Origin of the sequence: Prevotella sp. E13-17 (genome assembly GCF_022024035.1) — a bacterium.
GTDB lineage: Bacteria > Bacteroidota > Bacteroidia > Bacteroidales > Bacteroidaceae > Prevotella.
In genome coordinates this window covers 109579-134065 of the sequence record NZ_CP091787.1, presented here as the reverse complement: position 1 = coordinate 134065, position 24487 = coordinate 109579, and the positions used below count along the sequence as shown (strand labels likewise).

At 46.7% G+C, this 24487-nt stretch carries 12 protein-coding genes; all 12 read right to left on the bottom strand.

Annotated elements, in window-relative coordinates; all coding sequences use genetic code 11:
- Nucleotides 1–144: 144 nt before the first annotated feature.
- The 12 genes from L6472_RS00405 to L6472_RS00350 all read right to left on the bottom strand — a co-directional run bounded on the left by L6472_RS00405 (nt 145) and on the right by L6472_RS00350 (nt 24487).
- The gene (locus L6472_RS00405; RefSeq protein WP_237806158.1) at nt 145–696 is read right to left on the bottom strand and encodes a hypothetical protein; all 552 of its coding nucleotides are present in this window, start codon (nt 694–696) and stop codon (nt 145–147) included.
- Nucleotides 697–1106: 410 nt separating this feature from the next.
- Nucleotides 1107–4010 carry a hypothetical protein gene (locus tag L6472_RS00400; protein ID WP_237806156.1) on the bottom strand — a complete coding sequence of 968 codons (2904 nt, stop codon included), beginning with the start codon at nt 4008–4010 and terminating at the stop codon, nt 1107–1109.
- 52 nt (nt 4011–4062) lie between these two features.
- Nucleotides 4063–6963, bottom strand: a complete 2901-nt coding sequence (locus L6472_RS00395; RefSeq protein WP_237806154.1) for an outer membrane beta-barrel protein — start codon at nt 6961–6963, stop codon at nt 4063–4065.
- A gap of 82 nt (nt 6964–7045) precedes the next feature.
- The gene (locus L6472_RS00390) at nt 7046–8521 is read right to left on the bottom strand and encodes an insulinase family protein (protein WP_237806153.1); all 1476 of its coding nucleotides are present in this window, start codon (nt 8519–8521) and stop codon (nt 7046–7048) included.
- Between the two features lie 39 nt (nt 8522–8560).
- Nucleotides 8561–9853 (bottom strand): insulinase family protein, encoded by a 1293-nt coding sequence (locus L6472_RS00385; protein WP_237806150.1) that lies wholly within the window; start codon nt 9851–9853, stop codon nt 8561–8563.
- Between the two features lie 1769 nt (nt 9854–11622).
- Nucleotides 11623–12870, bottom strand: coding sequence for a family 43 glycosylhydrolase (locus tag L6472_RS00380; protein WP_237806148.1), 1248 nt, complete (start codon nt 12868–12870; stop codon nt 11623–11625).
- A gap of 87 nt (nt 12871–12957) precedes the next feature.
- A complete protein-coding gene (locus tag L6472_RS00375; protein WP_237806146.1) occupies nt 12958–14112 on the bottom strand; it encodes a SusE domain-containing protein in 1155 nt (384 codons plus the stop codon).
- 45 nt (nt 14113–14157) lie between these two features.
- Nucleotides 14158–16182 carry a RagB/SusD family nutrient uptake outer membrane protein gene (locus L6472_RS00370; protein ID WP_237806144.1) on the bottom strand — a complete coding sequence of 675 codons (2025 nt, stop codon included), beginning with the start codon at nt 16180–16182 and terminating at the stop codon, nt 14158–14160.
- 22 nt (nt 16183–16204) lie between these two features.
- Nucleotides 16205–19312 carry a SusC/RagA family TonB-linked outer membrane protein gene (locus L6472_RS00365; protein ID WP_370640901.1) on the bottom strand — a complete coding sequence of 1036 codons (3108 nt, stop codon included), beginning with the start codon at nt 19310–19312 and terminating at the stop codon, nt 16205–16207.
- 273 nt (nt 19313–19585) lie between these two features.
- Nucleotides 19586–20533 carry a glycoside hydrolase family 43 protein gene (locus L6472_RS00360; RefSeq protein ID WP_370640900.1) on the bottom strand — a complete coding sequence of 316 codons (948 nt, stop codon included), beginning with the start codon at nt 20531–20533 and terminating at the stop codon, nt 19586–19588.
- A gap of 108 nt (nt 20534–20641) precedes the next feature.
- Nucleotides 20642–23017, bottom strand: coding sequence for a glycoside hydrolase family 76 protein (locus tag L6472_RS00355; RefSeq protein WP_237806140.1), 2376 nt, complete (start codon nt 23015–23017; stop codon nt 20642–20644).
- Nucleotides 23018–23020: 3 nt separating this feature from the next.
- Entirely contained in the window at nt 23021–24487 is a 1467-nt protein-coding gene (locus L6472_RS00350) for a glycoside hydrolase family 125 protein (protein ID WP_370640860.1), read from the bottom strand.

Genomic DNA, 24487 nt, shown 5'->3' with positions numbered 1-24487 from the left:
GAAAAATTAAAACAAATTTATAAGTCAAAACAAGTCAAAGAATCTTTTTGACCAATATTTTGCATTCTCGTACTCAATATTTTTGTTTTTCGTACCCATATCATTTTATTCACTAGTCACAACAATAGCAGCGCATTGATGTAATTACGTGATTTCGCGAATACGCTTATCGAATTCTTTCGCAGTACCACTTTCGGAGAATATTTTCCACATCAATCGTTTTCTCACCACCGACACATTCTTGGATGGTGGATAGTCCATCAGAGTCAACATCTCTTTGGGTTTGAATCCCAACCTTATCAACAGACACAGACGATATTCCTCTTCGCTGATATTTTTCTCGTCACCATAAATCGTGGCAAAAAAGCTTGGAATCTCGCTGTTGATCATATCATGCAATGCCATCCATTCGTCAGGTGTCGGAGTCAATGACGGATTCAAGAGTATCTCACAGAAATGCTGGTATATCGGAGTGGCATGCATACGTTCCTGTAGAAGGTCGTCAAGCCGATTGTCTGAAGCCTTTTCATGGCGTGACTTTTCATGTTTCAGTCTTGAGACGAGCGCACTATTCTCTTCTTCCAATTTGCGGTAGCGCTGCTCGTTTAAGGCCAGCTGTCTGCGTTGCTGCAGAACCTGCACACTCAGTTCTCTGACAGACGCATGATACAGCTGTTCGCGTGATCTGTATCGCAACCAGCTTACATGAAGTTTTGTCGTCAAATAGGAAGCAAAGACGATGATTACTGCTATCGCCTCGTAAAAAACTTTTGGGTTGTTTGCTAAAAAGTTTTGCATAAAGTTCTTAAGTTGAAAGCAGCAAAGTTACGAACTTTTATGCACCTATGCAAGGAAAACGCAGTTTGTATAACCACTTTTCCGGTAATACATCATTATACAAAATCATACCATCCTATATGTCAGTCCATTACGAGAAAGAGGAATTAAGGCAGAGCAAGAAAATGTATAACCGGAAAAAAGGGAAAAACAGCTATTTTTCCAGACGAGAACCATGGAAATACTTCATCTGCAATATAATTTTCAAGGAAAGGACATGGCTTCAATCGCCATGTCCTTTAATGACGATGTTTATTTAATAGAACAAATCACTGTTGCTTTCCCTTGGTGAACTTATAGACAACATGGAACATGGCATAACGGCCAAGATGGTTGAACTGGTTCTCCATTTCCATCTGAGGTGTCACCACATTAGTTACATAGTGTTTCTGATTCAACAGATCGTTGACTTCTAACCTCAGTGCTATCTTCTCGCCAAAAGACTTCCTGAGATTCATATTCCATACATATTCAGACTTGTTCAGATCATTGAAGGCGAATCCACTGCGTCTCACTGCGTTCAAATCCGTTTCATATTTCAAATCCCATGGCAGTTCTAGTGATATAGATCCTTTCACACCATATTCCCAATTTTCCATATTCTTTTGGAGGTTCCTTCTGTTTCCCGTATGGTTATAAGTCACGAAAGGACTCAAAGAAACTCTATGCTTCATGTTGGCCGACATCTTCCCTACAGTTACAGATTCTGATAGGCGCTGCATGTGATTCCAACTTTTCTCACCATATTCATTAAGACTCATTCCTGAATAATTAACAAGATTTGCCCACAAGAATGAACCGGTATTTTGCAGCGTCCATTGGTGTGGCAAACTATATTCACACCTATTCACTATTGTAAACGTTCTGTTTCCGTTAGTGTTCATAGGAGTCACGTTCCAAGCTCCAGTTGTCCTGTCAAACAAAATAGCGCTGGTGATAGCATTCTTTTCTTCTGCATATGAAGCAACAAGCAAACAGTGTCCTTTCATCATATTATTGAGAAAGGCAGTAATCGTAAGACTGTGTCTTAATACATCCTTTAAGTCTTTATTTCCATGTCTCATCATCAGCGGATTTGTGTCATCATAGATATCAATCATCTGAAGTGGTGATGCCATCTCGTGCTCCTGCTTGTAGTTCACAGAAAACTTTTTTTCCGTCATTCCATGTTTATTATACAAAAATCCCAACTCGACATCTGGACGAGTCATGCGATTGCTCACTGTTTCGTCTGTCTGATTCTGCACAAAGTGAATGCGGCTACTACTCAGTTTGAATGGAACCTCAGCGAAAAAAGAAATTTCTCTTTTCCCTGATTCTTCATTCTTTCTAATGATATAATCGTATCTCAAAATGGCCTGAATATGATTGTCAGTTAATGTATGAGAATAGCTATTGGCCTTATCAGAAACATTGCATAGGATTTCTGCAGATGGCAAATAGCCGAACATCACAGATTCTGGAGTCACACCATCCATCTCATGAAGTTTAAAGACTGGATTATTCATTTCATCTTCCTGATGAGAATAAGTAACACTCGTTGTCAGTTTACTTTTTTCTGTAAACTCCATTCTGTATTCTGCAGTCCCACCCATCTTCCATAATTTATTATTTGGATTCAAGTAATGATAGCTCCAATCATTCTCCGCTGGCATTGTTCCAAGATAATCCAAATTGCTCTGACGGAAGTTCTTTGTCTTTGAATTGCTATGCAAGGCCTCTGCTTTCAGCACTAGCCTGTCGCTAGTATGGGGAATCTCTATGGCTTTCGAAACATCCAACTTTGCTTCCGTACGTTCCAATTCCAACTTGTTTTGCTCGATTTGTCTGTTTATCCCATATTGCATCATCTGTGTACCAATTACGATTGCTGTTAAACTGTCAAGCCACTTATCACCATAAAGGCTGCCTAAATCTGTATAGTAGGTTCCTTGTGCGGAATATAACTTCTGATTAAGATGATGATAAGAGATAGATGGGCGTAAAGTCAGGCTGTATGGACTATTTTCCCATAAGTTCAAATCGTGACTGGTCTTCATCTTCAATGAATAAATGCGTTCATGGTTAAAAGAACGCGAGAACATATCACCATCTTTCGAGAACAACCGAGTACTATTCATCTGCTCCGCATTCTGATCTATATAATCTATGGTTACATCTCCGCTCAATGAGTACTTACCTTGACTATGATCTACATTATAGTTCAGACCGGCCTTACTGTATTTGTTTCTTCCTACCCCATAATCACTATTTGACGCATACTCACCTTCTTCTAGGTCTTCATTCTTATTCACATTATTGGTACCAGCAAAGACCGATAGCCTATGTAAGTCACTAAAATCCATGCCAAACAATTTCCCATAATAACCGTCAGCTGTTCCTATACCGCCATCCAAATTGGCCAACTGAGAATGATTATAATCCTTCTTCAGTTTTACATCCATCACGAGCCCCTCGAATTCTCGTTCACGCTGAAAGACCGATAGAGAATCCTTTGTCTTGTTATACACCTTCACATTCTTCACCATAAATGCAGGAAGATTCTCTAACAAGGTCTTTCTATCTTTTTGGAAAAAGTCTTTTCCATTGAGCAACAATGCATTTACTTGCTTACCATTACTATATATATTTCCATCGTCACGCACCTCTATGCCGGGCATTTTCTTTAGCATCTCACTCAAAACGAAACCTTTTTGTGTAATAAAGGGAGCGGCATTGTAAACAAGGGTATCATTATCATAATAAAACTTTATTCTGGTTCCCAGCACTTCAACACCCTCCAATTCTACAGTCATGTCGTTTTTGAGTTTTCTTCTTAACCCAATTTTTCCTAATGAAATCACACGTTCGCGCTTATGTAACTTCACCTCTATAGGCATATACAACGTGTGATAGTCCTCATTCTCGCATTTCAGAATATAACGACCTGAAGAATGCACAGGAAGCGTATAATAGTGAGACGTCTGTCCTATTTTGCGGGTAGGCTTCCACCTATCTGACGCAGAACTCAAAAATACACTATCTACATCAAGTAGAGATACCTTAGTAAAAGAAGCCAATCCCCTATTTGTCACATTATCAACAACCTGTAACTCAAGCTCATGATTGTTATCTCCATGAGCTATTGAAAAAAGAGGATACAACACAAATAAAAGAACGTATAAATACTTCATCTGCAATATAATTTTCAAGGAAATTAATCATATCAAGCTCACTTGTTTTAAATCACTGTTGCTTTCCCTTGGTGAACTTATAGACAACATGGAACATGGCATAACGGCCAAGATGGTTGAACTGGTTCTCCATTTCCATCTGAGGTGTCACCACATTAGTTACATAGTGTTTCTGATTCAACAGATCGTTGACTTCTAACCTCAGTGCAATCTTCTCGCCAAAAGACTTCCTGAGATTCATATTCCATACATATTCAGACTTGTTCAAATCATTGAAGGCGAATCCACTGCGTCTCACTGCGTTCAAATCCGTTTCATATTTCAAATCCCATGGCAGTTCTAGTGATATAGATCCATTCACACCATATTCCCAATTTTCCATATTCTTTTGGAGGTTCCTTCTGTTTCCCGTATGGTTATAACTCACGAAAGGACTCAAAGAAGCTCTATGCTTCATGTTGGCCGACATCTTCTCTACAGTTACAGATTGCGAGATTTTCTGCCAATGGCTCAAATTCTCTTGGCTATACTCATTCATATTCATTCCTGAATAAGTGACTAAATCTGCTAACATTAATAGCGTTTTATTTTGAAGAGACCAATGGCGAGGGAGACTATAATCACTATAATTCATAAAAGTCAGCGACTTGTTTCCGTTAACATTCTTTGGTGTGACATTCCATGCACCAGTTGTTTTGTTAAACAAGATTGAATTCAATATGGAATTCTTCTCTACCGAATATGAAACCACAAATATATGATTCCACTTCATCATATTATTGAGGAGAGCATTAAACGAAATAGTATGTTTTACCTTATCCTTTAAGTCTTTGTTCCCGTGTCTTGTCATCATCGGATTAGTGTCATCATAGATATCAATCATCTGGAGCGGTGAAGCCATCTCGTGCTCCTGTTTGTAATTCGCTGATAAGTTCACATCCTTCATTCCTTTTTTGTTATACGAGAATCCCAACTCTACATCCGGACAAATCATTTGGTTGCTCACACTTTCGTTTGTCTGATTCTGAACAAAGTGAACGCGGCTACGATACACCTTGAATGGAACCTCGCCGAAGAAAGATATTCTTAAGCTATTTATAGGATCTATATTCCTCCTAAAGTCATATTCATATCGAAGCTTAGCTTTGAGGTTATTGTCTTTTAAAGTGTGGGTATAGCTATTAGCTACATCAGAAACACCGCACAAAATATCAGCAGGAGGCAGAACGCCGAATGCATAGCTCTGAGTGGATGCATTGTCTATTTCGTGAAGTTTATAGACTGGATTATCTACATCGTTTTCTTTATGATCGAAACTAGCCCCCGCTTTCAGTGCACTCTTATCAGTGATCTTCAAAACATATTCTGCAGAACCGCTTGCTTTCCATTGGTTTTCAGTAGGAGTAAGATAGTGATAATTCCAATCACCACTCTTTGCTTCTGTACCAATATAGTCAACATTATCCGAACGAAAGTTTTTGGTCTTTGAACTACCATACAGGGTCTCTGCTGATAGGTTAAGTCGGTCATTGGAATGAGGAATCATAATTGTTTTGGTTACAAGAAGTTTTGCCTCTGTACTTTCTACATCAGACTTGGTTCGAACGATTTGCCTACTGACTCCATATTGTAACATCTGTTCGCCAATAACATTGGCCATTATACTATCCAGCCATTTTTCACCATAAAGATGGCCCAAATCCTCATGAAAAGTACCCTGGGCTGAATTTAGTCTTTGCTTAACTCGATGATGAGAAAACGAAGGAGACAAGGTTAGGCTATAAGGTGTGTTTTGCCATAAATTGAATTCATGATTTGTTGATATTCCCAATGCGTAAAACCGTTCATGGTTAAAAGAACGTGAGAACATATCACCATCTTTTGAGAACATTCGAGTGCTATTCATCTGCTCAGCATTCTGATCTGAATAATCTATGGTTACATCTCCGTTCAACGAGTACTTACCTTGACTATGATCAACATTATAGTTCAGACCAGCCTTACTATATTTGTTTTTTCCCACCCCGAAGTCACTATTCGACGCATGCTCACCTTCTTTCAGGTCTTCGTTCTTATTCACATTATTGGTACCAGCAAAGACCGATAGTCTGTGCAAGTCACTAAAGGTCATACCGAACAACTTTCCATAATAACCGTCATCTGTTCCTGCTGCCACATCTGCGGTTGCAAGCCAGCTACGGTGATATTCTTTTTTAAGCTTAACATCCATCACAAGCCCTTCAAACTCTCGTTCACGCTGAAAGACCGATAAAGAATCTTTTGTCTTGTTATACACCTTCACATCCTTCACCATAAATGCTGGAAGATTCTCTAACAAGGTTTTTCTATCATTTTGAAAGAAGTCTTTTCCATTGAGCAACAATGCTTTTACATGTTCTCCATTGCAATAGATATTTCCATCATCGCGAAGCTCTACACCAGGCATTTTCTTTAATATATCACTTAAGATCAGTCCTTTTTGGGTTATAAAGGCTGAAGCATTGTAAACAAGCGTGTCCTTGTCAAAGTAAAACTTGATTTTTGAACCTAACACCTCCACGCCTTCTAAGTCAATGGTCATATCCTCCTTCAGACGTCGCTTCATGCGCAGTTTTTCCAGCAATATCACATGTTCGCGTTTACGTAAGGTAATATCTATAGGTTTATATAATGTATGATAGTCCTCATGCTCACATTTTATGATGTAGCTTCCCGAAGAATCAACTGGCAATATATAAAAGAGATTATTTGATCCATTCTCACTTTCAACTCTACGACTTCCCGTCTTCAAAAGCACACTATCTTTACTAAGAAGACTGACATTGAAAAAACCGTTAACACTGCTTGATGGTATAAAATCTACTACTTGGAATTTCAACTCATAATAATCATTTCCATGAGCCATTGAAAAAAGAGGATTCAACACAAATAAAAGGGCGTATAAATACTTCATCTGCAATATAATTTTCAAAAATAACAAACAATAACGCATGTATATTTTCAAACTATCTCTTGTTCAGTTTCTATCTTGTTCTTTACCTATTTTCGAAACGAAGCAAAACGGATTCAAGTTTCGCCTTGATGTCGGCATCGGGATATCCATAGGGTGTGGAGCACACTATACGCAAGTCATAATCTTTGAAAATGGCCTTACCATAGTCCTTCATTTCCTGAGCACTGACTTCATTGAAGAAATAATTATACGCTGGTTCTAGCCTGAGAAGTGGCGAGGAATAAACAAAGTTGCTCTTAATCATGGAATGAGTATCCAACACTACATATTTAGGAAGATCTGCCATCACCTTCTGTTGTTGTTCCTTCCGCTTTTCTACCGGCAAAGAGTCTATGTTAATCTGTATTCCATCATGAATGAGGTTATCCAGCTTTTTCGCTAAGTCATCGATAAAGTCTGCGAATTGGTTTTTGCTGGCATAAGGGTCTAAGCCCTTCCTACAAGTCAGTCCAAACACAGGCCTTTCAAGATACTTGTTGTTTTCCTCCACGAAAGGCATGGCTGTTCCCATGAAAGATAATTTCAGAATTTCGCAAAAGCGATGGCGTGTTGTGAACTGTCTGAGATCATCCAGGGTTTTTAATCCCAACCGAACCTCGCACGGTTGCACGAAGAAGAACTTGACGACACATTCCGGATTATCTGACTTCACAAATAGCAGTTTCTTGTCGCTTAATGTTTTCAGGCTGCTCTCATGAGCTGGTGCGCTTGGACGATTTCCGAATTTCTGCTTTATCATATCAACGACATTGGCAGGTGCTTTTCCAAACACATAGAGGCACTGATTCTGCGGGATATACCATTTCTGGTAGTACGCCTCCAGCTGCTGAAGGGTGATACGACGAATACTCTCTATTTGTCTGGTAGTCTTTTCTTCCAGAGTTGTTCCTTCAACAAACATGGCTATCATACCGTCTGACTCGGCTTTAGAAAGATCGTATGTACCATTAGTAATCTCATTCACAAGCAGTTCTTTCTGGTGTTCCAGTTCCGACTCAGAGAAATGGGCTGCACCACCGATGGCTGACAACAAATCCATACACGATGCCACATAGGCCTTTTCTTTTTTCAACTGAAACAAGCAAAACTCCGTACATCTGTTATCGATTTCTGAATGGTAGGCAGGAACGCCGGGAGTCAGCCCTCTGAATTTGGTTTTCCGTTCCAACTTCAGACCTTCAAGTCTGTTTTTCAGCATGCCGTCTGTTCCTACAGAGAGATTTTCTGAGGAAAGCATTCTTTTCAGCAAGAGCGAGATGCCTGGCGCTTCCACATCATCGTCGGTTCCCGATTTCTGAATGAGCCTCATCTCCAGCTCATTGCCAGGCCTGTTATTATTGCAAATATAATAGCGAAAGCCATTGTCCAGGATACCCTGGTAGATATTAGACGAGTCGGTCACCAGAAAATCCTCATATCTGACATTCTCGGACTGGGCCAACACTTGAATGGCGAAACAAAAAACGACCGAGAAAAGAGACAGTTTTGTTTTCATCATGATAATCAAAAGCTTTTTTATAGTTAAGACTGAATCAGGTTAATTATTATATTGTCTCAAAAGAGCATTCAACTTCTCTGAAATCTCACGCTCGGGATAACCGTATGGCAGGATACACTCTATCTTTAAGCCAGACTTTTTGATGAACTGCTTGCAATAATCCGACACATCTTTGCCGCTGAGTTCATACGACCAGTAAGCGTCGGTGTCTTCCTGCTTGTAGAGTGGCAAGGAATAAATGGCGCATTCACTTATAGGCGTTACAGGATCAATGGTATTATCCTTGCCGTCGCCCTCCTGCAATTTCTTCAGTGCCTGCGCACGTTGCAGCGCAAACTCTTTCTTGTTAAGCATATCCTTAGGCATTTTTATCTGTACGCCATTGTTGCGAATGTCATCGAGGAAGTTTGCCACGCTATCTGCGAGAGCCATCAAGCCACCGTCAGCATCCTCGCCATTGATGCTATATATATATTGCATCAGCAAAGCAAAACGATCTTCCAATTGATAGCCAACAACCAAAGCCAGATCGTCATTTGCACTCTTCACCATTCTGTCATGTAGTGCAGAACAACTTTTTTTCAGCGCAAAGTAGTCTTTAAAAAACTTGGGGGTCTCTTTCTCTGACTGAGTCAGAAGAGGCTGAGTGAACGTTAGCTTGATTCTAAATTCCGCTTTCCCGTGTCTTTCTATCATCAGATTCTGCTTGCTAAAGTCACCTACCGCCACTGCAGGGGTCGGCATGCTTGGACGACTGCCGAATTTACGCTTTATCATATCCTCCACCCCATCGGTGACATCGCCTGTCAGCACGAGGCACTGATGCTGTGGCTGATACCATGTGTTATAGAAGTTCTCAAGCTGAGACTGTGTCATCCTCTTTGTGCCGTCCAACCTCATCTGGTGCCATTCGTCGGGAGTGCGTCCATACAAGAAAACGGCTTCAGAAGCATCTGCCTGTCTGGCAAAAACATTAAAATATCTGTTGTACACCTCATTATACATTCTTTCTCTCTGTTCTTCCAAGTCCATGGCACAGATACTGGCGCCACCGGCAATATCAGAGAGTATCTCCAGGCAAGAATCAACATACGCCTCGTCTGTTCTTGAGCTTACTAAGTCATATTTCGTAAACGTCCTAGAAGTATAGGCGTTGAAGTTCATGCCGTAGTCCATACCAAGCTTATTAAGATAGCTTCTTAACGTATCTCCTGTTGCCATCACTCGGTTAGCGGTCAGCATCATGTGCTCCACGAAATGCGAGCACTCTACCGTTTCTCCATCTTGCAAGAATCCGGTTTTCTGTATCAAAGACATTTGCAGGCTTCCCATTGGTTGCTTTTGTATAAAATACCGAAAGCCATTGTCCAGCGTTCTGCAAATAACACGTGAAGAATCTCTTAAGAGAAAATCTTCATACTTAACCTTTTCTGTTTTCGCCATTGCCTGTAATCCCAGAAAACAGACAAGCAAGAGTAACAGTTTATTTCTCTCCATAAGTTTTATTTTTTATTCAGATATTTACATATAGATGCACAGTCGTTGTGAGGTTCAAACACGCACACTTATCGTATGACATGCTTTAACCATCTTGTGATCGGAGCAAGCGTCTTAAGCTCTTCCGTCTTATCACCTAAAATATCACAACAGTCATTATTACTTAAAGTTTTGAGTTGACTATTTAGTCATTGGTCGGGTGCAAAAGTAGAAACAATTAAGGAATCAGCCAAATGTTTTTCCCATAAAAAATCGAACATTTTCGAACATTTTTGAACACAAAAAGTGAATAATTCACGAAATCGCCGATGAAACCGATGTTTTTTGAAGCAAAAAGAAATCGCTATCAAGCACCTTTTTTATATAGAAAATCGAGAAAAATATGACATTTTTTCTCTCCATCCCACCCCAAGCAAGCTCTGCAGCCATTTTTTAGTAACAAAAACCTCCATCGGGAAAGTCGTGGTGGGGGTGTTCTTGGTCGGGATAGGAACGGTTTCGCACTGTCATAGTGCTGCTTTCGTCTTGTTATAGTTTCGCTTTTGCGTTGTAATAGCTTTACTTTTGATGTCCGTCCAGCCCCTGGATGTGGTGTATCCAGCCCCTGGAACGGGTCGTTTTAGCCCCTGGATGCGGTCGTTCTAAGGGCTGGATGTAGAGCATCCAGGGGCTAGACCAGAAATGATAGCTTCGGTTTTAGACTTCAGAAGCGCCTCTTTTAGACATTAGAACACGTGCTTTTAGACTTTAAAAGCGGCCCTCTTCTGACTCTGGAAATGCCAATTCAAGACATATATCTCCCTCCCTTGGGAGGGCCGGGGTGGGGTTCCTTTTGGAGGGCCGGGTGGGGTCTGTATCTCCATTGGCAGTTAGAACAACACTGACCCCACCCCCGACCCCTCCCCTACATGGGAGGGGAGGGGCTGCGTAAGGTTCAAGCTAAGGAAACAACCGCACAGGTTGAAAAATTTGACTTCCCCTGTCGGCCGTCGAGCTAAACCTTCCCGACGTAGGCGGCCTCAATCGCGGAAGTTTTAGCCTGCTGCGCAGGGAAATTTTTCAAAATCTGATTCAAAATTAAACAGGATCTTTTATCCATTCGGCTTGTGTCAGACAAGAAAAAAAATAAAAATGAAAAATTTTGTTTTCAATTTTGAAGAATTTCCCGCCGTAGGCGGTTCCAACCAATGAAAACTTTATTTTACCTACGGATTTTACGGATTTTACGAATTTTTTTTCAGCCTACGGAGTCAACGTATTCATATCGATTTTTAATTCGTATAATCCGTAAAATCCGTAGGCGTTTAAAAACAAACAATTAACCGAATAATACAATGAAGAAACTAGAAACAGGAATCCAATCGAGAATATCTCCCTCCCCCGGGAGGGCCGGGGTGGGGTCTGTATCTCCATTGGCAGTTAGAACATCACTGACCCCACCCCCGACCCCTCCCCTACATGGGAGGGGAGGGGCTGCGCAAGGTTCAATAAACACAGACTGAAGACGAACCACTAAGGCGGTGCCGATTGGACTGAGACAAAAAATCGGGCTCCATGCCTTTTGACAGGAGCCCGACAAACATCGAGATATCGCTGTGCGATAGTTATCCTTTGACGATCTTTTTAGATTGATGACCATGCTTGGTCTGAACTTCAATGACATACATGCCGGAAGGCATCTGCGAGGCATCAACGATGATGGTGCCAGTGCCGGTGCCTCTGAGCTTCTGCACACCGTTGGCATTGACCAGTCGCCACGTGTAGGGCTCGCTGTCGGGGCTCTCAATGCGGTACATGCCAGGAGCCTCGGTGGGCAGGAAGAGGAACTCATCGTCGGCCGAAGCAGAGACACTGTCGATGCCGACAGCATCACCAAAGAGAGGCACCTCGGCCTCGGTAGAAGGCATGCTGCGCGCAATAGATGGCCAACCGTCTTTCTTCCAGACAATGCGGTCGAGATAGGTGACGCGACCCAGGTTGACATTATCTGACGGGAAACCATGATAGAGCACCCAGGTCTGACCGGCATCGTCTTCGACAAACTCAGAGCAGTGGCCAGGGCCATAGACCTCAGGACTCTTTTGGAGCAGAAGTGTGAAATTGTCGCCTACAGCTGTGCGTCCGTTACGGTCGAGATAGGGTCCGAAGATATCTGTTGCACGCGTCATCACCAAGCGGTAGGTGCTGTTAGCACCCTCGCAACATGAGCCAGCCGAGCCGATGAGGTAGAAGTAGCCATCGTGCTTGACAATCATGGTGGCCTCGATCAGTCCGCCGGCAATCTTCTTGGGTGTGCAGCCCTCCTTGATGGCCAGTCCGTCTTCGGTGAGCTCTACGCCATAGATGTCGTGGAACGAGCCCCAGAACAGATAGTTGTGGCCGTCGTCCTCGATGAAGAAGGGGTCTATGCAGTTTTCGATGCCAATCTCGCTGGAGAGGAATAGCTTGTGGGCACTGTGGAAACCGCCGTCGGGGCGACTGCTGACAGCCACACCAATGCCATTCTCCCAGGTCTTGCCCCACTCCGACTTGGAGTAGTAGAGCACATACTGACCATTGATGTAGTTGATGTCGGGCGCCCAGATGCCTCCGTTAGGACAATAGTCCATGGGACGTGTGGCATCGGTGAAGGCCGTGGCGACATAGCGCCAGTTCACCAGGTTCTTAGAGCGATAGATGGGCACGTTGTGGGTGTCCTCGGTGGCATACAAGTAGAAGTAGCCATCGGAGGCCTTGATGACGCTGGGATCGGGCAGACTGCGATTGATGACGGGGTTGTAATAGTAATCTTGCGCCATGCTGAATGACAGCTGGCAGCAGACAAGTGATAATGCAACAAATAATCTTTTCATTATATCAATTTAAGGAGGAGTTAAGAAATGGAAGTTAAAGGGGAACAGAAACGCCCCTTCAACTTCCTATGATGCTCCAATTAGAAACTATTCAAACTCGAGGTGCAGGTCGTCGGCCAGCAGGATGAGCTTCAGGGTGTGGACGCCCTCGCCCTCGGCAGGTACCTGCCACTTATTGTCAGAGCCGCCCTGCGTGCGGGGACCGTCGATGCCAATCTCGGTCATGGGGTTGGCACCATTAGAAGGTGCGAAGAAGAACTGACCATTGTAGTCGCTCTCCAGACCAATCTTGAACATGCCCTCAGAGCCGTCCTTGGCAGAGTGGAACTCGCCCGTCCAGGCATAGATCCAAGGCTCGCGCAGACCGCCAACCATATCGAAGAGACCAGCAGAGTTGTTGGGGTTCCAGCCCACTGAGCAACCGTCGCCCACAATCCAGATGTGTCCGGGACGGGGCAGCTTGATCATCTCGACGACGCGACAGTCGGCATAGCCGTCGTTCAGGTCGATGATCATGGTGCGATCGCCAGTGGCAGTGGTAGAGAATGGCTCATACTCACCAGAGGGCACATACTTCAGCTTCTCACCACTGTCGTGGGCATAGACGGGATACTCGTCTGTGGCACTGGTGCCGAATACGAAGGTTGAAGGTGTCATGGGTGCGTCATACTGATAGATGCCCGAACCAGTCTCCACCTGCTCCAGACGCTCGGTCTTAGTATTGCCCGTGGCATTGTCGGTGATGCGGAGGTAGAGGTAGGTGGGGAACTTCTCATAGCAAGTCACCCAGAACTTGGTCTCAGACTGAACGGGCTTGACAAACTTCTGCTTGTTGAACACATAGCACAGCAACTGAGCGGTCACCTCGATGGGCACATCAGGATGGATCCAGCGCGACACGATGTTGTTCAGTTCATTATGAGTGAAACTCTTGGTCGTGGCGTTGCCCATAGGAATAGTGTCTGAGATATGATCGGTCTTAGAAGCGGGATCGTAGAAGCGCAGGAAGTAGGCCACAGAGTCGTTGGCAGACAGGGGGCTCTTGACTGCATCCCAGCTGAAGGTGACAGCCGTAGCCTCGCTCTGAGACTTGTCGAGTTTAACGTTCTCCTGAGAGCATGTGAGGTTCATCTGCATGCTGCCAGACACGTCGGGCACCTGATAATAGGTGGGATCTTCATTACATGAGGCCAGCATGGCAAACATGCAAACGATACTTGCAAAACTAAATATCTTTTTCATAACGTTCTTTCTTTGATGTTTCATTAAAAACTGGTACACTCATGATTATTCATCACCACCATCGGCGTCATCACCGGTAGAAGTATTAGTCTCATCCCAGAAAGGAGGCTGGTGCAGCTTGGGGTTCTTGTCGGCTTCCTGATAGTAGATGGGGAACCAATAGTAAGCAGGACGCCATACGCGGGTCATGAACTTGGTGCGCTTGAAGAAGTCGGCCTTGTTGTCGCCCTGTGCGTTCATGCCGTAGCAAGCACCGTTCATCTCGGGAATGTCTTCGGCCAGCATCAGACGACGGATGTCGAACCAGCGGTTGTTCTCGCAGCACAGCTCTACGCGGCGCTCCATATAGACAACCTTGCGAACAGCCTCCTGGGTATTGTCGATGTGGATGTAATCGGGATCCTCGATTTCGACGGGATCGAAGGTGTACTGACGCACACCGGCACGCTCACGGATCTTGTTCAGATACTTCAGCGACTCCAGGCGGGCAGCATCGGTGTCGTAAGCCTCATTCTCAGCCTCGGCATAGTCGAGATAGGTGAAGGCCAGACGATAGATGAAGCCCTGACGGTCGGTGATAGTACCCTCCTTATAGTTGTCGGTCACGCAAAGTCCCTTGCGAGCCAGGTAACCATTCTGAGGAGCATCGTGGGGAGATGAAGACTGGATGTTGTCGCGGCCATCATAGAAGAAGTCGTAGGCACGCTCGCCGCCAGTCACGCAGAGGCGTGAGCCATGGAACGAAACGGCATTGTAGAAACGGGGCTCACGGTTGCAGTACATGGCATAGATGCCCTTGCCCGTGATGATACCGGGTTCGCCCGGTTCGCCACTATTGCCCGAACCGAAGTTCCACGAGGTGATGTCCGAACGGTCGTCGACCTTTGTTGAAAAGATAGGCTTGCCGTCTGCCGTGTTTTCCTGATAGCCAGAGTTAGGATCGCTGATGGGCAGACCATTTCTGGTGAAGAACGCATCAACGAAGCCCTGGTAAACACCCAGACCGTTACCGCCACCGTACTCACGCACCGATACGCAGCGGAGGAAGGTGTTGCGGTAGTCGTTGCCCTTGGTCACAGGGAACGTGATCTCGCGGTTGCCCTCAGACCATTTCTTGATGTGCACGTTATAGGTTGACATGAAGGGGTCGATCTTGCCGTTGGGGCCCTGTTCGGTATAGAGGGCATAGCCACCCTTCTCGGCCTCGTCGATACAGAGTTTGCAAGCCTCGGCAGCCTTGATCCACTTGTTGTGGTCATAGACAGGATTGAAGATCTGCTCGCCCTTGTCGTTTTTATACTTAGCATACTCGTCGGCAAACTTCTTATTGCCGTTGACCAGTGGGCTGGCAGCGAAGAGCAACATGCGTGAACGCACGGTCAGCGCCATGATCTTGTTGATGCGGCCATACTTGGCAGGGTCGCTATAGACAGCAGGCAGGGCATTGGCAGCCTCGAGCATCTCCTTGTCACAGTAGTTCACCACGTCGTCGAACGTTGACTGACCGGTCATCAGCGTAGAGATGTCGGCATCGGTAGCAGCAATCGTGTTGCCTGTGAAAGGCACACCACCATAGTTCTCGGCCATGAGCCACCAAGCATAGGCGTTGAGGAACTTCACCTCGTTCTTCATGTTGTCAACCTCGCTCTGGGGCAGGTCGTGGTCGGGCATGGCATGAATCTTCTGCTGGAAGATCAGACCATGGCGCACATAGAGGGGCATACGTGCCCAAAGGTCGCCATCCCAAGGAGAGTTGACGGTCCATGAGCCAGTGATCTTATCAATCACCTGAGCCCAGTCCCACTGACGCCAGCGCTCTGAGGGCACCATATCGTCAGACATGATCTCGTAGCCATCGGCTGTGAGCGACCATTTGTCGGGCTTGTGAATAACGTTATAGACGGTAGCCAACCAGCCATAGACCTTATCGCGGTTGGAGAACACCATGTCTGTATCAAGCTCGGTATCGGGCTCCTTGTCCAGATAGTCGGCACAAGAAGTGGTGAGCTGTGTGAGCGACAGGGCCATCAGTCCGGCCGCCATATATTTTGTGAATTTAAATGTCTTCATAATTCTTTAATGCTTTATACGATTAGAATGTGATATCCAGACCAAACATAACAGAGCGGTTGAGCGGGTAGTTCAGACCGTTGCTGGTTGAAATCTCGGGGTCCCACAACTTGAATGAAGAGAGGCAGAACAGGTTGTTGCCGCTGACAAACACGCGGCAGCTCTTGCCATAGATAGGCTCGATCCACTCCTTAGGCAGAGTGTAGCCAATCTCGATGGTCTTACAGCGCAGGAAGCTCATGTTCTTCTTCCACCATGTAGAAGCACGGTAGTTGTTCTTGTTAGGACCATAGGTCAGACGAGGCCAGAAAGCATAGGGATCCTGGTTGTCGTCGGTCCAGCGGTCGTTGATATACATAGAGTAAGCATTACCCTCGGTTGTGGTACCGCCACCAGGGAGGAAGTAAGGCTGACCACCAATGATGCGGTACATGTCGCCAGAACCCTGGAAGAAGAAGTTCAGGTCGAGGCTCTTCCAGCTGACAACGCCACCGAAACCATAGACGATACGTGGGTTGAGTGTGCCACCGATGAAGCCTTCATCCTTGTCGTCGATAACCTTATCGTCGTTCACGTCAACGTACTTGATGTCACCAGGCCATACGGCTGCAGCACCGGCATTCTGATGAGGAATGCCTTCGAGGAGGATAGGATTGCCGGCACCGTCGAGCTTCAGCGAACCGTCGTCATTGAGTTCGAAGTCGCTGTAGGCGAACAGACGCTCGGCTGTCAGACCATAGAGCTCGCCCATTGAGCGACCAGTCTGGCGCTGGTGTGCGGCCTTGGCCTCAGGTTCGTCGTACTCAGTAATCTTGTTCTTGGCAAAGGTGAAGTTTCCATAGGCAGAGGTGTACCAGTCCTTGTTCCACTGCTTGTGGAAGTTGAGGGTGAACTCGATACCCTTGTTCTCCATCTTACCATAGTTAGCGTAAGGCTGGCTCTCGTAGGGGATACCACTCTGTGAGGGCACGCTGCTACGACGCATGAAGATGTCCTTACGATTCTCGGTGAACACATCGAAGGTGAAGTCGATGGCGTTCAGTGCAGAAATCTCGAAACCGAGGTTCTTCTTCAGCACGGTCTCCCAAGTCAGGTTGGTCACACCATACTCTTTCTCCTTGATACCATCGGTGGTACGCTGACCGGTGGTACCCCATGAGTAACGATAGTTTTCATCATAGCCCACCACGCCGAGGTATGCGAAGCGGCGGCCACCGATGTTATCGTCACCAGCCAGACCGATGCTACCACGCAGCTTGATCTTGCTGAAGGTTGACTTCATCGACTCCATCCAGGGCTCCTCGCTGATCAACCAACCGAGTGCGAATGAGGGGAAGAAACCGAAGCGATGACCTTTGGCAAAGTTCTCAGAACCGTTGTAGCCGAAGTTGAACTCAGCCACGTAGCGGTTGTCGTAGGTGCCCGACAGACGTCCGGCAATACCCTGCTTACGGTAGTCCTGAATGTCGCCACTGTCGTAGGCCTGCTGGTTGTAGAGGAACAGAGCATCAACATCCATCTTGCCGAAACGACGGTTATACATCAGGTCGGCCTCGAGATAGATGTTAGTGTTACCATACTCGCCCTTAGAATAGTGAGGCATAGACTCGTCACCCGTCTGATACTGGGTGTAGATGAGGTTACCCTCAATATCACGGCCAGTGGCAGGGAACACGGTGCTCACGTTGGTGTTGCGGCCGCGCTCACTCTGGTTCCAGCGGTCGAAGCTGAACAGCACCTTTGCCTTCAGGCCTTTGGTGATCATCTTCAGATCCTGCTCAACAGAGAAAAGGGTCTGCAACTTAGAGGACGTACGGAAGTTATAACCACCCTGTGTCACATCGCGCCAGGGGTTTGAACGGTTGGAAACCAAGGGAATGGCACCATCGCTATAGCGTGCGGGATAAGCGAACGGCAGGGTCATGAAGGCATGGTCGAAAGCCACGTTGGTGTCAACGCCCTGCTTCTTGAATCGGTTCAGGTAGCCACCGATGTTGACGCGCAGCAAAGTGGTCTTGGTGACGTCCATATCGATATTGGTGCGCAGGTTGAACTGCTGGTTGTTGGTGGCATTGTCAATAGGCAATGTCTTGTCTTGCTCGAGAATACCACCCTCCTTGAAGTAAGAAGCCACGATAGAGTAACGAAGGAAGTCGCTACCACCGCTGACGTCCACATTGCCACGTGTGGTATAGGCATGATCCTTGGTGATGACATCAATCCAGTTGACATCGGGATAGAGGTCGGGGTCATAGCCAGAACGTGTACGGTCGATACGGTCCTGCGTGAAAGGAAGTGGTTTGCCATCTTGAGCAGCCAGCTCGTTCAACAGGGTCATGTAGTCGGGGGCGTTCAGGAACTCAGGGAACTTGGTAGGCTCGCTGATAGCGTGCTCTACGTGGAAACGCACCTGAGGGGCACCAATCTTACCACGCTTGGTGGTGATGACGATGACACCATTAGCACCACGAACACCATACATGGCCTGGGCAGATGCGTCCTTCAACACTGAGAATGACTCGATCTCGGCAACATCGACATTGTTGAGGTCGCGAGCCACACCATCGATCAGCACCAGAGGCGCATTGTTGCCGTGGAACGTTGACATACCACGAATCCAGAACTCTGAATCGTCGTAGCCAGGCTCACCAGAACGCTGAATACCAATCACACCTGCCAGCTTACCAGCCAGATTATTAGATAATGTACGCGTAGTACCAAACTGCAGCTCGGCAGGCTTGATGGTCTCGATAGAACCGATGATAGAAGCCTTTTTCTGACTGCTATAACCAGTAACAACCACCTCGCTGAACTCGTTGACGTCTTCCTCCATCTGTACGTTCAGCAGTCTGGCACCATTCAGTTTCACTTGCTTCTTCTTGAAGCCCATGTAACTGAACTCCAGCATGGTGCTGCTCTTGGTGGGAGCCATGATTTTAAACATACCATCGAAATCAGTGATGGCGTGTACATCTGAGCCAACAACCGTCACGGTAACTCCGATAAGAGGCTGTTTCTCACCATCGGTCACCAAACCGGTCACCTGTGCTTTGTTAGCACTCTGTTGTACATCAGCGCGAGCCTGCTGAAGTGCAGGAGCTGCAACCAACATAGTCATTGTGCAGAGCATCATGGTGCCTGTTGGCAGCCATTCTTTGCAAAACTTTGATAATTGCTTTTTCATCATACTTACTTACGTTTTTAGCTATTAATGACTTTTGTGCAAAATTAAGCATATTTTAAAATAATAACTAAGGAATAACGGTTTGTATTAATGAAAAACGATTAATACAATTTGTAATGGTACTGATAATCAAGCAATTAAAAAAACTGGCAAAGCGGTTTTGTATAACCGAAATATTAGATTTTTGGCGTTATACAACACAAAAAAAGGTAGCCGAAGCTACCTTTTTTTAAGCGGAGAGGGGCTCACACCCTCAAAAGTCATCTTGACGGGTTTGATAAATCCTTGGTCGTCGAACTCTAATTTATCGATGCAGGTGACGCGGTGATCGCGGCCTGTGTCACCCAACGGACGACGGTGATAAACGATGTACCACTCGTCGGCGCCAGCTCCTTTCACCACCGAGTGATGTCCGGCACCGGTGGCCACCGTCGGGTCTTGCTGCAGAATCTTGCCAATACGCTTGAACGGACCCATGGGAGAATCGCTGATGGCATAAGCAACACTATAATCGGGACCGCCCCAGCCACCTTCGCTCCACATGAAGTAGTACTTGCCATCACGCTTCAGCATGAAAGGGCCCTCTACGTAGTTCTCAGGCGTAACCTCTTTATACATGGTTCCATCGGCCAAAGGCTCAAGACTGAGTAGATCGGGGGCCATCTTAACCATATTGCAATGGCCCCAGCCACCATAATACATATAGTACTGACCATCATCATCACGGAACACAAACTGGTCGATGGGCTGCGCACCGTTCACTATTTTCTGTATCAGAGGTTTGCCGATAGCATCCTTATAGGGTCCTTGGGGCTTCTTGCTGACAGCCACACCGATGCCACCGACCTCGCCTTCGTGAACGTCGTTGGCTGAGAAAAACAGGTAGTAGAGCCCATCTTTCTCAAGGATAGCTGGTGCCCACATGGCTCGACGTGCCCAGCTGACATTCTCGCTGGTGAGCACACGAGGGTGCTTCTTCCACTTCACCAAGTCGCGAGAAGAGAAGGCATCGAAATGCAACTGATCGTCATACTCGGCAGAGAAAGTGGGAAATATCCAATACTGGTGGTTGAGTATGGCTGCCTCGGGATCGGCATACCAGCCTTCAAACAAAGGGTTTCCGCTGGTGCGCGACTTCTTGGCATAGGTCATAGAACCTGCACACATCAGCAACGAGAGAACAAAAATAATCTTCTTATACATATTTATATATTAAAGGGGAGTTGATGAGGATACTGTTGCCCCACCCAAACTCCCAACAATCACTACTGAAAGTTATCGAACCACATATTTCTTTTGACCACGGATGTAGATACCGGGCTTAACGACCGTTTGGTGCCTCACGCCCGTCAACGAATACCAGAACTGGTCTTTCGATTCTGCATTGCGAGCTACAGTCATCATGGCTGCAGGATCGTCCACACGGTTCAGCGAAATCACATCGATATAGGGTGCACTGCCATTATCGTTGCCAAACGTAATGGTGTTGGTACCCGCCTTGAGCGTCACCTGCAAGCGTTTCACCTTGGCCTTGGCAGCATCCAGACTGCCTGTGCTCTCGTAGGTGGTGGAAACCTTAGTGCCATTGTTCACGCGTACGTACATCTGACGGTTCTGTGAGTAGAAGTAGGTGACATCAACATAGTAGTCGCCAGCTTCGGCTGCATCATACTTGAAGGTGATGGTGTTAGAAGAGCCATTACCGATATTACGGGCATACATGCCACCAGAAGCATCGTCCGACTGACTCAATGTCACGTTACCTGAGGTGACGGCATACTCGGCTTCCAGCGTGTTGAACACCTCGCTGAGGAAGGTCACTTCAATCTTCTCAATGTCTGGCAGCTGGTTACTGCTGTTGCTGAAACTGAGGATGTTATCGCCTGCATGAAGGGTGATGAACAACATGCGTTGCCCCTGTGCACTGCCTGTGGTAGCCAGCGCAGAAGAAATGGTGTAGGCATTGTTAACATCCAGCGACAGAGTCGTCTTGCTATCTGAACGATAGAACAACTTCACCATGTAGTGACCGGCACGTTCGGCCTGATAGTTGAAAATCAGACTGCGATGCTCGTCACGCTGAGCATCTGCCGATGAAATGGCAGTTTTTTGCAGTTTTCCAACAGGAACGCTGAAAGCCGCCGACAACGAGGTGGCACCACCGAAAGCACAACCCTCGCGACTGTAATCTACGGCCTTATCGCCAGAACCAAACATAAAGTCTTCGCTAGCCTTGGTCAGCCAAGCTGAATGACCAAACGAATGGGAGTTCATGTTGTTGTAGGCACGGGCAGCATTCGTGAGCACCCACTGCTGATAGTCCTCGCTATTGAACTCGCGAGCATACAGACCAGCATAGCGCATCAAGATGCCCTTGAAGCCCTGAAAGTCGCCATCGGCACTCTGACAGACATGGATAATGCCCTCCTGATTGCAGAGGTCAACACGTGCCCGATTGATAATCTTGTCGGCATCTTGCTTATATTGGGCGGTGCCATAATGGCGATACAACAACGTGGCAGCACCCAACATGGTGCCCTGGTTGTAGGTAGAAACCCAGTTGTTGCGACTCTTCACTGCCAGCGTGTTGGGGTCGAGTACCACACTGTCCCACACCCTGCCCGTAGAAGGTTCAAACAGATACTGACGCTGGTTCTGATACAGTTCACGGGCCTTTTCAAAATAGCTCTCGTCGCCAGTGCCCATGCCGATATAGCAGGCTGCCACCTCGGCAGGACCATTGATACACGAGTTGGTGCCATTGCGATCGCCAGAGTTCTCGGCCCAGCGCAACATGCCAATATAACCCAGATAAGCACGGTTCCAGATGATGTCAAAGTTGCGCTTTGCATCGTTCAGATATATCGCCTTGCCTGTCAACAAATGGGCTCGGGCTGCAGCAATGATGAGCCACATCACATCATCATTGAAGTCGTGGCCATACCATTTGTATTCATCCTTATAGACCAGAATATTCCAACTGGCGCCTACTTGGCTTCTGAGATAATTGTAGCAAGACTCGAAAACATCAAGCACACGGTTATCGCCCGTGGCCTCATAGCAGTCGAGAATGCTCTCGAGCGTCTCGGCCTCGCCCCATCCGCCAGCACAGAACGTGCGATAGCCTTTGCCACGGTCTTGCATATATTGCAACAGATAGCCGTTCAGCATGCGCTGACGTGCGGTCTCATCGAAAGTCGTCTGTGGCTGCACTTCCTCCACGAGCCACAATGAACCGGCACCGCCAATGATTGGTTGACGGCCTTCAACAGGATTGGTCAGACGAAGAGCAGCCCTCTGTTTCAGCAGATAACAATCCGATTGTTCTTCGTCAGCAATCAGAGTCCATGCAGACTGCTCAGCAACCTGCGTCAAAGAAGCGCTACTGGCATCGAGATACTTGCCCGTATAAACATTGCGAAAGGCTATCTGGCCCTCGCCGGCATCCTCAGCCGTCCACTGCTGAACGGGCACATGAGTCTCGGTCCACACGACCACAGAGGCTTTGTTGTCTGTAGATGAGTTGCTGACCATCAGCGACTTCGTGGTGTCTGCCACTGGAGCGATGCGGTAGGTCTTGCCCACCTCTACAGCCCCCATGGCTATAGAGCATGTGGATAAAAGAAGAAGACTAAAAAAAGACTTTTTCATGGTTTACTGCTTCTGTACTTTCTTCAAGAGTTCCAATTTTCCCTCGTCGATAAGCTTCAGGATCAGCTCGCCAAAGAGAGAGTTCTGCCAAGCAAACCATGAACGGGTATAGTTGGCGGCATCATCCTTGTGGAATGACTCGTGGATGAAGCCGGTGCCATTGTCTGTGTTGACCAGCTGCTGCAGGCACCACAGTATCTCTTCGTCGTCCTGACTGGTGAAAGCCTTCATCATGACAGACATCGGCCAAACCATGTCGTAGCCCACGTGAGGACCACCAATGCCCTCGCCGGCCTTGCCGCTGAAGAAATAAGGATTGTCCTTGCTCCACACAAAGCGGCGGGTGTTCTGGTAGATAGGATCATCTACGGGCACGTCGCCCAGATAAGGCATTGCCAGAAGACTGGGCACGTTGCTATCGTCCATCAGCAGGTGATTGCCGAAGCCATCCACCTCGAAAGCATAAATCTTGCCATACTTGGGATGGTCATAGACGGCATATTTCTTCAGAGCGGTCTCTACCTCGTTGGCCAGCACCCTGCACTCCTTTGCCAAGGCCGCATTATGATTCACCTTGGTCAGCACCTCGGCAGCCTTACGCAGAGAGGTGACAGCAAAGAAGTTGGAAGGAACCAGGAACTGGAACGTGGTGGCATCGTCGGAAGGACGGAAAGAAGAGACAATCAGGCCCACGGGGTTGACAGGCGTACCGTAGCCGTTGTTGCTGGTGGTGTCGAACTGACGGTTGGTCTTACGCTCAAAATGATAAGGACCGAGATTGTCCTTGCGCTGCTGTTCGCGGAAGGTCTGCAGAATCTTCTGCATAGCCCGCTGCCACAGGTCGCCAAAGATGCTGTCATCGCCCGTCACCAGCCAGTAGTAGTAAGCCAGACGGATGGGATAGCAGAGAGAGTCTATCTCATACTTGCGCTCGTGCAGTTCGAGTTTCATGTCGGTGTAGTCACTCTGCCACTCACCACCGGTGGGACCCATGTTGAAGGCGTTGGCATAGGGATCGATGATGATGCACTTCAGCTGACGAAGGATGGTGCCACGCACCATCTTACGGATATCCTTATCCTGTTTGGCAAACTGCACATAGGGCCAGACCTGTGCACCAGAGTCGCGCAACCACATGGCGTGGATATCACCTGTATAGACAAAGGTGTCATCATCGCCTTCGCTATCACTGTAGTGTACGGTCGTGTCCAGTGTATTTGGGAAGCAGTTCTCAAACATCCAAGCCAGATAGGGCGCATCCTTGAGGAGCTTCTTCACTTCCTTGATCTTCTTCTCAATGACCTCTGCATGGAAAAGACGCTCATTGGCTGCCGGACGTCGGCACACTTTAATGTTATCGGCAGGCACAGCAATCTGGTCTGCATACTTCATTGAAACTTGATTGTTTTGTGCCGCCACAGGCATAGTCATGGCGACCATTACTGACAAAGCAATTGGTTTTAGGTTCAT

Bases quoted from the DNA above. Each gene is read 5' to 3' on its own strand.
- L6472_RS00400 (WP_237806156.1), bottom strand. From the start codon at position 4,010: ATGAAGTATTTATACGTTCTTTTATTTGTGTTGTATCCTCTTTTTTCA.
- L6472_RS00395 (WP_237806154.1), bottom strand. From the start codon at position 6,963: ATGAAGTATTTATACGCCCTTTTATTTGTGTTGAATCCTCTTTTTTCA.
- L6472_RS00390 (WP_237806153.1), bottom strand. From the start codon at position 8,521: ATGATGAAAACAAAACTGTCTCTTTTCTCGGTCGTTTTTTGTTTCGCC.
- L6472_RS00385 (WP_237806150.1), bottom strand. From the start codon at position 9,853: ATGGGAAGCCTGCAAATGTCTTTGATACAGAAAACCGGATTCTTGCAA.
- L6472_RS00380 (WP_237806148.1), bottom strand. From the start codon at position 12,870: ATGAAAAGATTATTTGTTGCATTATCACTTGTCTGCTGCCAGCTGTCA.
- L6472_RS00375 (WP_237806146.1), bottom strand. From the start codon at position 14,112: ATGAAAAAGATATTTAGTTTTGCAAGTATCGTTTGCATGTTTGCCATG.
- L6472_RS00370 (WP_237806144.1), bottom strand. From the start codon at position 16,182: ATGAAGACATTTAAATTCACAAAATATATGGCGGCCGGACTGATGGCC.
- L6472_RS00365 (WP_370640901.1), bottom strand. From the start codon at position 19,312: ATGCTCTGCACAATGACTATGTTGGTTGCAGCTCCTGCACTTCAGCAG.
- L6472_RS00360 (WP_370640900.1), bottom strand. From the start codon at position 20,533: ATGTGTGCAGGTTCTATGACCTATGCCAAGAAGTCGCGCACCAGCGGA.
- L6472_RS00355 (WP_237806140.1), bottom strand. From the start codon at position 23,017: ATGAAAAAGTCTTTTTTTAGTCTTCTTCTTTTATCCACATGCTCTATA.
- L6472_RS00350 (WP_370640860.1), bottom strand. From the start codon at position 24,487: ATGAACCTAAAACCAATTGCTTTGTCAGTAATGGTCGCCATGACTATG.